This window comes from Anabaenopsis arnoldii (assembly GCF_028331025.1).
In the GTDB taxonomy this organism is placed as follows: Bacteria; Cyanobacteriota; Cyanobacteriia; order Cyanobacteriales; family Nostocaceae; genus Anabaenopsis; species Anabaenopsis arnoldii.
This window is the reverse complement of the sequence record NZ_JAQMUH010000038.1, coordinates 1-9,333: the sequence shown is the minus strand read 5'-3', so window position 1 is coordinate 9,333 and position 9,333 is coordinate 1. Positions and strand designations below refer to the sequence as shown.

6 protein-coding genes and 2 pseudogenes are annotated in these 9,333 nt (G+C 41.2%); 2 read left to right on the top strand and 6 right to left on the bottom strand.

Annotated elements, in window-relative coordinates; translation table 11 throughout:
• From PN457_RS03055 to PN457_RS03035, 6 genes and pseudogenes are all read right to left on the bottom strand, one after another.
• Positions 1-261 (bottom strand): annotated as a pseudogene (locus tag PN457_RS03055) (ATP-binding cassette domain-containing protein); the annotation flags it as partial.
• 116 nt (positions 262-377) lie between these two features.
• Entirely contained in the window at positions 378-716 is a 339-nt protein-coding gene (locus PN457_RS03050) for a type II toxin-antitoxin system HicB family antitoxin (protein ID WP_271731260.1), read from the bottom strand.
• Between the two features lie 50 nt (positions 717-766).
• Positions 767-853 (bottom strand): annotated as a pseudogene (locus PN457_RS18300) (type II toxin-antitoxin system HicA family toxin); the annotation flags it as partial.
• Positions 854-1,036: 183 nt separating this feature from the next.
• On the bottom strand, positions 1,037-1,876 hold the full coding sequence (locus PN457_RS03045; protein ID WP_271731259.1) for a TdeIII family type II restriction endonuclease: 840 nt from the start codon (positions 1,874-1,876) through the stop codon (positions 1,037-1,039).
• Positions 1,877-1,888: 12 nt separating this feature from the next.
• Positions 1,889-3,262 (bottom strand): DNA cytosine methyltransferase, encoded by a 1,374-nt coding sequence (locus tag PN457_RS03040; protein WP_271731258.1) that lies wholly within the window; start codon positions 3,260-3,262, stop codon positions 1,889-1,891.
• A gap of 183 nt (positions 3,263-3,445) precedes the next feature.
• A complete protein-coding gene (locus tag PN457_RS03035) occupies positions 3,446-7,432 on the bottom strand; it encodes a magnesium chelatase subunit H (protein ID WP_271731257.1) in 3,987 nt (1,328 codons plus the stop codon).
• A gap of 285 nt (positions 7,433-7,717) precedes the next feature.
• On the opposite strand from PN457_RS03035, the gene PN457_RS03030 reads away from it, so the two are divergent.
• Both PN457_RS03030 and PN457_RS03025 read left to right on the top strand, forming a co-directional pair.
• Positions 7,718-8,977 carry a glycosyltransferase family protein gene (locus tag PN457_RS03030; RefSeq protein WP_271731255.1) on the top strand — a complete coding sequence of 420 codons (1,260 nt, stop codon included), beginning with the start codon at positions 7,718-7,720 and terminating at the stop codon, positions 8,975-8,977.
• 53 nt (positions 8,978-9,030) lie between these two features.
• The coding region (locus PN457_RS03025; RefSeq protein WP_271731254.1) for a hypothetical protein at positions 9,031-9,333 on the top strand (303 nt) is incomplete at its 3' end.

The following is a 9,333-nucleotide window of genomic DNA, read 5'->3' as shown; positions in this document are numbered from 1 at the left end:
TTCTCGAAACAATCTTACCGCAGCAGGGCGTACTTGCCATTCTACAAACTCCCCTAGACGATTACCTAACTTACCCAGTTGTTGACTTACCTGTTTAATCTGCTTATCAGTTGCTTGAGATCGTTCTTTTAATAACCGCTCAGTTTCTTGAGATTGTTCTTTTAATAACCGCTCAGTTTCTTGAAAGCGGCGCTCTGTTTCCTTTTGAGCCGCAATCAACTCACCTAATAAGCGCCAAACATCATCAGGTGTGTAAGTCATGGTTGATTTCATAGGGTATAGTGCCATTATAACACCTTAACCAAATCGCCACTTAGGGAGGGGTTAAAATTTACGTTTGATGCTACACAGAAACTTAGATGAAATGGGCTGTAAATCTATGCTTTAACTGATTCTTCAGCAGCATTGATTAAGATTTCATCCATCCAAGCATTAATACTCTTACCTGCTTTTGTTGCTGCAATAAAAATTTTACGATGATGTTCTGGAGTGGTGCGAAATGGCAATTTACCAGAAAAAGGTTTATCTGGTTCTTCTCCTAGTTCTTCACAAAAAGCTAAATAACCATCAATAGAAGTTTGAAATTCTTGACGTGCTTCTTCAATAGTTTTAGCTTTAAATGTAATCACATCATTAATATCAAGAACTCTGCCAAAAAGTATTCCTGCTTCTACATCTACTTCAATTGATGCTGTATACCCTTTGTAAGCCAACATACTTTTAATTATCCTCCCTTATTTTGGTTGTGATTAATGTCAATAACTATTTATGGTTTGATTCCTGCTTTGATCAAAAATTCTCTCACTGATTTAACTGCTCCTTTATCGGTTTCTTTTTCTGGATGTGGTTCATTATTAGTCTAACTCCCTCCAGTTGCTCTAAATTCTCCTGGCTGGTTTTCCCATTGCCGCCTTCTACCATATTTATGGTAAAATGTCAATTTATGGATATATTGTAAACTGCACGGGGAAACCTCAGAAAATATCCTGGTAGTTTCATGTGGCGCTCTGTGTCTATTTACCAGGCGATCGCTTTGTTAAAATCCAAAAGCTAAAGCATCAAGCATATATTTACTTTTTTCTCTTCCCACTTCTAGATAAATCTCTAGCAGTTCTTCATAAGTAGTTGCTCCACCGATAATCTTCCAAAAATCATTTCCTATGACTACAGCTTCATCAAAAGGTAAATATTTCTTTGCATGTGTCCATTTATAATCATTGGTATTTACACCATAAGGATTATAAGGCATTGCATAATAAGCTTGTATTTGAGGCTGATTACCATCAAGAAGTAAATGAAATCTAAGTAGGCGTTGTAAAACCTCTAAACATTGTCCTTTATTCGGTTTGGGGGCTTTAATTTCAAATAAGAGTTTTCTGCTATCCTTAGCCAAAATATAAAGATCGGCACGAACTACTTTTTTTTCTAAATCATCGCTGCGCCTAGCATTAAGAACCGCTGTGATCATCTGTCTAAGATTTGGTTTTTCTTGTTTTTTGTTAACAGCAGATTCATAATTTTGTTTTTGAATTTCTACTTCTGCAAAGGCGGCATTACTAACTTTGGCTTCAATATCATAACCTCGGCGCACATCTTGATGATGTTCCAATGCAATTAGGCGCGCGCATTCTTCAAGGGAATTTCCTAACCTGGTACTCAAACCACGTTCAAATTGATTTATCCTGATTAGTTCTGGGGGGATGATTGCGGCTTGAAATGGCTTTAACTCCCCATTAGATGAGTATCTTGATAAATATTCCCTAGCGCTAACAGGTTTTAAAATTTCTCGCCCTTTATACTCATCTATCAGACCCTTGATAAAACCTTCTAAATAACCTTTTATTGCAGCGCGAGTTTTTGAATTAATAGCTACCATATTTAAAACATCTTATGACAAAATTATTTTTAACAAAGGTTGGGCTAAATGGTAAATGACAGGAATAGAAACAGCATTACCTAATTGATGCTTGGCTGTAGTTTCATTATCTGCAATTTGGAAATTATCTGGAAATCCTTGTAATCTTGCATAATCTTGGGAGGTTAAAGGTTTATACTGATTCTTGAGATAAACTTGCTGGATAAAGTTTTGCTTATATAATTCTGGTTCCTGACATTGTATAGATATTATAGATATATAGTCTCTTGTTCCCGTAGCCGTTAAAGTTCCAATTGCATCACCATGAGGTAAATATATTTTAGAAATACCATTAATCCCTGAAGAAATTTTAGAATTTACAAACTCATAGCCTTTACCTTCAACAGCACGGAGGATACCCTTATCTACTAAAGTATTAATTTCTTCTATATATAAATTAGAAATCAAAGATTGTAATACTTCAAATTCTAAAGGGTTACCGTCTTTAGGTCCATAAATTTTTTTTCTTCTATTTCTCAATAGAGTTTTACAAATTAACTTTTCTCTTGTAGTGGTTGGTATAATATCCCAAGAATGAATTGTACTATGTCCGTCTCTAATATCGGCAAATGTAAAAAAATCATTCAACTCATCTATCTTTTGAAATCTTCCTCTAGAAGCTGGGATTTTACCATTTGGAAATAGAACTTCTGGGGGAAATTTCCTCTTGGTAAATTGAGTACGTTCCACTCCAGGGACAATATCATAAATCTTGGGGTGTTGATTCAAAGGTTGAGGAAATGTAAACCCCCAGGAGTTATGGATATTATTGTTAATACCAACAATAAATACCCTATCCCTATCTTGTGGTAAACCAAAATCATAGGAATTAAGGACTTGATATTTGACTACATAACCTGATACAGACAAATTATCAATGATATATTCTAAACTTTTTCTATTTCTAGGCTCCGTTAAACCCTTAACATTTTCAAATATAAATGCTTTAGGCTGGTTAATTTGGACAATTCTAAAAACATCAAGCCATAATTTACCTCTTGGGTCTTCTAGTCCTTGTAATTTACCTGCTATAGACCAAGGTTGACAAGGAACACCACCAACCATGATATCTATATCAAAGGGTAGCTTGTTTAAATTAGTAATATCTCCTAAATATTTTTCAGCCTTATTAGTTTCATGAATAAAATTATTTTTATAAACTCTAATAGCTTCTTTATCAATTTCCGAATATCCTAAACAAAAGCCGCCCAACTCTTCGAGAGGGATTCTAAAGCCACCTATACCAGAAAAAAGGTCTAAAAATGTAAATTTTGTTTGATGTTTAATAATTTTTAGAGGTTGCAATAATTGAAATAATTCAAGTTGAGCATAAGCCTGATTTTTCATATAGCAATTCTCAATGATTCATGAACAATTTCTTTTACCTTTCCTCACTGATAATTTCTCAACTCAAATAGGATGACTATAGATATTCTGTTAATTGTCTCATCAAAGCAGACTGAAAACCTGATGGGATATCGTCCTTGGGAATGAGTAGAGACGCTCTCAAGAGCGCCTCTATCCTCAAGGTTATTCTATTCCTTCGATGCGGTCTTCGACTTCTTGGTACAACTCGCGGAGGCGGTCTAAATTCTCCTCGCTAGTTTCCCAATAACCCCGACCATTCACCTCCAACAAGGTTGAGACAATCTTGCGGAAAGAATGGGGGTTGAGATTCATCAACCGTTTTTGCATTTCTTCATCTTTGATGAAGGTTTCATTGGTATCTTCATAAATCCAGTTATCCACAGCACCAGCGGTCGCACTCCACCCGGTGGTATTTACCAACCGCTTAGAGAGTTCGCGCACACCTTCGTAACCGTGGGATAACATCCCCTCATACCATTTGGGGTTTAACAACTTAGTCCGCGCATCTAAACGTACAGTTTCCGATAATGTCCGCACCTGTGCATTAGCTGTGGTGGTATCTGCAATGTAAGATGCTGGCTTTTTACCATCACTACGCAGACTGGCGACTAACTTTGTGGGATCGGAATCAAAGTAGTGGGAAACATCAGTTAAGCTAATTTCGGAAGAGTCGAGATTTTGGAAAGTTGCATCAGCGGTTTTTAAAGTGGTTTCAAAAATCTGCCGGGATTCATCCATCACACCGGGGTTATCGGAGTTGAAAGAGAATGATTTCCGTCTCAAGTACATTTCCTGCAACTCGGCCTCACTATCCCAAGTGCTGTTTTCTACCGCCAAGTTAATATTTGAGGAGTAGGAACCAGAAGCGTTGGAGAATACGCGGGTTGCTGCTTGTCTGAGGTTAATTCCCATTTCCTCAGCTTGTTGTAAAGCGTGTTTGCGGACAAAGTTCATTTCTAAAGGTTCGTCAGCTTCCGCAGCCATTTTTACCCCTTGGTCTAGGAGGTTCATTTGGTTAATGAACAAATCGCGGAATACACCGGAACAGTTGATGACTACATCAATTCTGGGTCGTCCCAACTCTTCTAAAGGTATTAATTCTAATTTATTCACTCGTCCTAAAGCATCGGGAACCGGACGCACACCAATCATCCACATAATCTGTGCTAGGGATTCACCGTAAGTTTTAATGTTATCGGTTCCCCAAAGGACACAGGCGATGGTTTCTGGCCATTTACCCTCATTTTCTGCCTTGTTACGTATCAACAGCCTATCTACAACGATTTTGGCTGATTGCACAGCGGCGGTGGTGGGGATAGATTGGGGGTCTAGGGCGTGGATATTCTTACCTGTGGGTAGTACATCCGGGTTGCGGATGGGGTCACCACCGGGGCCAGGTAGGATATACTCACCTTCTAAACCTTGGAGTAATGCGCCGAGTTCGTTATCTGCGCAAACTTGTTGTAAGCAGAATTCCAAATACTCAAATAGTGGTTTTAAAGCAGCAGCGTCAACTTGGGGATAACCTGCTTGATGTAATGCTTCTACCCAAGGTTGTTTTTTACCCATGTTGAAGAAGTTCAACCGGGAAACTAGGGAAACTCGCCCTTCCGCGTCGGTTTGTGCTTTCACCAGTGCACCCACAGCGCCCCGGGTAGCTAGGGTGATGTCTTGTAGTAGTTGCACATCTTCTAAAACCCCTAGGTCGCTGTTTTGGTAAATATCGTCGATGTTCCGCCCGATGCTGTTAGCAATGATGCGGGGTAAGCTGAGAATTTCTTCTTCTTGACGGTCTAAACTGGCGATGTTTACCAGGGTAGCTACTGCTTCTTCGGCGGTGGGTGGTTTACCAATGATGTGTAAGCCACAAGGTAATAACCTAGATTCAATTTCCATTAACTTGCGGTAGACCCTACCAACGATTTGATCTCGCTCATCGGCGGTCATATCTTTAGCGTCGGTTTCTGGTAAGTTAATGTCTTTATCCAGGTTGACGATGCGGCATTTATCCATGATGGTGTTGACAATGGGAATACCGCGACCACTGTCTTTTAAGGTTTGGTAGGAAGCTATTAACTCGCTGAGTTCTTTCAAACCTTTGTATAAACCTGCGTTTTCTGCGGGTGGGGTGAGGTAGGAAATTGTTTCAGCGTAACTACGCCGTTTGGCGATGGTGGCTTCACTGGGGTTATTAGCTGCGTAATAATACAGATTAGGAATTGTGCCAATTAAGTTATCTGGGTAACAGTCTCCAGACATCCCCATTTGCTTACCCGGCATGAATTCCAAGGAGCCGTGAGTACCAAAGTGCAGCACTGCATCTGCGCCCCAAATCCGTTCTAGGTAGGTGTAATAAGCAGCAAAGCCATGGTGTGGGCTGGCGGAACGGGAGAACAATAGGCGCATGGGGTCACCTTCGTAACCAAAGGTGGGTTGTACGCCGATGAAGACGTTACCAAATTGTTTACCGTAAATTAGCAGGTTCTGCCCATCGCTGTTGAGGTTTCCGGGGGGTGGTCCCCAGTTTTCTTCTAGGCGTTGGGAGTAGGGGGTAAGTGCTTCATATTCTGGTACTGACATCTTGTAGGCGATGTTCAGTTCTGGGCTTGCATACTGGGCTTGAGCATCGTGGATGACTTCTTCCATCAATGCTTGGGCGCTTTCGGGGATGTTTTGCACATCGTAGCCGTTGTTTCTTAGCCCTTTTAATGCTTCGTAGATGGAGCCGAATACATCTAGGTAGGCGGCGGTACCGACGTTACCTTTATCTGGGGGGAAGCTGAAAACGGTGATGGCAACTTTTTTTTCTAGTTTGGGCTTGCGGCGCAGGTTAGCCCATTTTAATGCCCGTTGTGCTACTGCTTCTACTCTGTCTTGCAGGGCGATCGCTTTACCTGTAGCTCCATCTCTACCTGAGAGAATGATTGGCTCAATGGCTCCATCTAATTCGGGGATGGCAATTTGTAAGGCTACTTGTATGGGATGTAAGCCTAAATCACTATCTAACCATTCTTCGGTAGTTTGGAATACTAAGGGCAATGCCACCATGTAAGGACGATTGAGGCGTTTTAGGGCTTCAATGGCCTTGGGATGGTCTTGTCTGGCGGGGCCACCTACCAAAGCAAAACCAGTCAGAGAGACGACTGCATCTACTAAGGCGTTTTTGGTAGTTGGTTCGTAGAAGTAAGCATCTACGGGTTTAGAGAAGTCCAACCCACCAGCAAACACAGGAATGACTTTGGCACCGAGTGATTCTAATTCCTGGACTATGGCTACATAATGAGCATCATCACCAGTAACTAGGTGGGTACGTTGTAATACTAATCCCACGCAAGGGGCTAAGGGATCTTTGAGATCGCCGGAAATGTCCTTGCGGGCTGTATACCAATTCAGGTATTCTTTGACATCCTCAAACATTGTGGTTGCCAAAGGATGCCAAATACCCATATCCGGGTAGACAACTGGCGCTTCATATGTAGGAGATGCAAAGTTTTTTTTGTCTACATCTTTTAATACATATTTATCAGCTAGCATCAGCAAGAAGTTTTCCAGGTTTTCTGGTGAACCTCCCAGCCAATACTGAAAACTGAGCATGAAGTTTCGCGCATCCTGTGCCTTTTCCATTGGCAAGAATTTTAATACTTGGGGTAAGGTCCGCAACAGCTTTAACATTCCGTCTTGGAAACCCGCCCCTGATTTCTCCTTGCGTTTGCGCATGAATTGAGCGATCGCACTCTTGGATTGTCCCAACTGTGCTAAAGAAAAGCTGCCCATTTTATTCAGGCGCATTACTTCTGGCATTGATGGGAACACTACCGCTACATCCAGGCGATCGCGGTATGGTTCAACGGCGGCAATTACTTTTTGTGCTAAGTCTTCTATGAAAATAAGTGAAGCGATAAAGATATTAGCAGTTTCCATATCCCGTTTGAACTCTTCATAGTTCTCTGGGTCTCGGAGTTCCTCGATCAAATACCCGCTCACCTCAATGGCTAGGTTGGGGTTGTTCGAGTTAATGGTGCTAACAGCTTGCGACAATGCACTTTGATACTGGGACTCAAGCACGACATAGACCACCTTGATTAAATTACGTCCGCGTAAGTTATCAGGCGCAATATGTCTAATGGTGGACTTGACGTGGGTGAACATGCAGATAGGCTCCTTGTGATGCGTGTTCTCTAACTGAAGTTCTCAGCGACATCTGCCGCCAGAGTTACTTCTTGTTTTCGGCAATATTAATTTTTTATCAGAAAAACCTTGACCTTTGAGCATTTTTTGGGCTTTATGACACAAATCGATATAAAAAAATAAATATTTATTTATAAATCTTGACAAATCACAAAAGTGTTTACTCACATTTTTGTAACAAAATCGTAATATTTACCGATTGGCGACTCAGAACTAGAATGACTAGAGACCAATCACCAATCACCAATGAGTAAACCAGTTGATATATTAGTTCTCTCCAATGGACCTGGGGAGGTAACTACATGGGTGCGTCCATTTGTCAAGTCTTTGCGGCAAAAATTAGCGGATAATCCTTGTGTGGTGAGGATTTCTGTAGTTTTGTCACCTTGTCCAAATGCTAGCGGTAAAGAAGCAGCGATCGCCCTTTCCTATCCAGAAGTGGATAGAGTACAAGCACCAGAACATTTTTGGCGGTTCTTGCTGTGGGGTAAAACTGCCGAAAATTGGGACTGGGGCGATCGCGGTGTGGTAGTTTTCCTAGGTGGCGATCAAATTTTTCCCCTGGTCATTGGCAAAAAACTGGGATATCGCACAGTGGTGTATGCTGAATGGGATGCACGTTGGTATCATTGGATTGACCGGTTTGGAGTCATGCAAGCAAAAGTTGCCCAAAAAGTTACCCCAAAATATGCCCATAAATTTACAGTTGTGGGAGACTTAATGGTAGAAGCGCAGAGACTCGAGCAAGTTTTAACTCCCAACTCCTCCCCAAACACAGAAATAATTGGTTTACTCCCCGGTTCCAAAAGCGCAAAATTAGCTCAAGGTGTCCCATTATGCTTGGCTATTGCTGAATATATTCACGCCCGAAGACCCCAAACCAGATTTATAATTCCCCTAGCGCCGACATTGGATTTACAAACTTTAGCAAGTTTTGCTGATGCACAAAACAATCCTTTTGTCAAGGTATTTGGTAGTTCCCCCGCTGTTCTAGTGGAATCAGAGCATCCCACCCTCAAAACAGAGAAAGGTTTATCTGTGGAACTGTGCAGAGAAAATCCCGCCTATGAATTATTATCCCACTGCAGCATCTGCTTAACCACCGTAGGGGCAAACACAGCCGAACTGGGGGCTTTAGCTGTACCGATGATTGTTTTGCTACCCACACAACAACTTGATGCTATGCGTTCTTGGGATGGTTTACCGGGATTATTAGCTAATTTACCATGGTTGGGTTCCACCTTTGCTAAGGTGATTAACTGGCTGGTATTGAGTCGTAAAGGTTTATTAGCATGGCCCAATATCTGGGCACAAGAACAAATAGTACCAGAACTAGTGGGCAAAATCCAGCCCCCAGAAATAGGAGAAATGGTTTTAGATTTTTTGACTCATCCAGAAAAACTAGCAGCAATTCGGGATAAACTACGTAATGTTAGGGGAGAAAGTGGTGCTGCGGATAAACTAGCACAAATTGTCACAGATAGCGTAGCGTGGCGTAAGCCATAGAGATAGAAAATTCATACATATACCCAAAATCACACTACCTATTAACACTAAACATGAATGTCCCTATAACTATCATTCGACTGGTTGAGCACTTTCACCAGCAAATAGATTTATATAAAGCAGGTGGGTTAAACGAAACACAAACTCGGATTCAATTTATTGATCCATTTTTTGCGTCCTTGGGATGGGACATGAGCAATGAACAACAAACAGCTGATATTTACCAAGATGTTGTTCATGAAGATAGTTTAAAAATTAGCCATACTCAAAAAGCCAAAGCACCAGATTATAGTTTTCGGGTGGGGGGAGTAAGAAAGTTTTTTGTAGAAGCGAAAAAACCTGCTGTAAATGTAGGG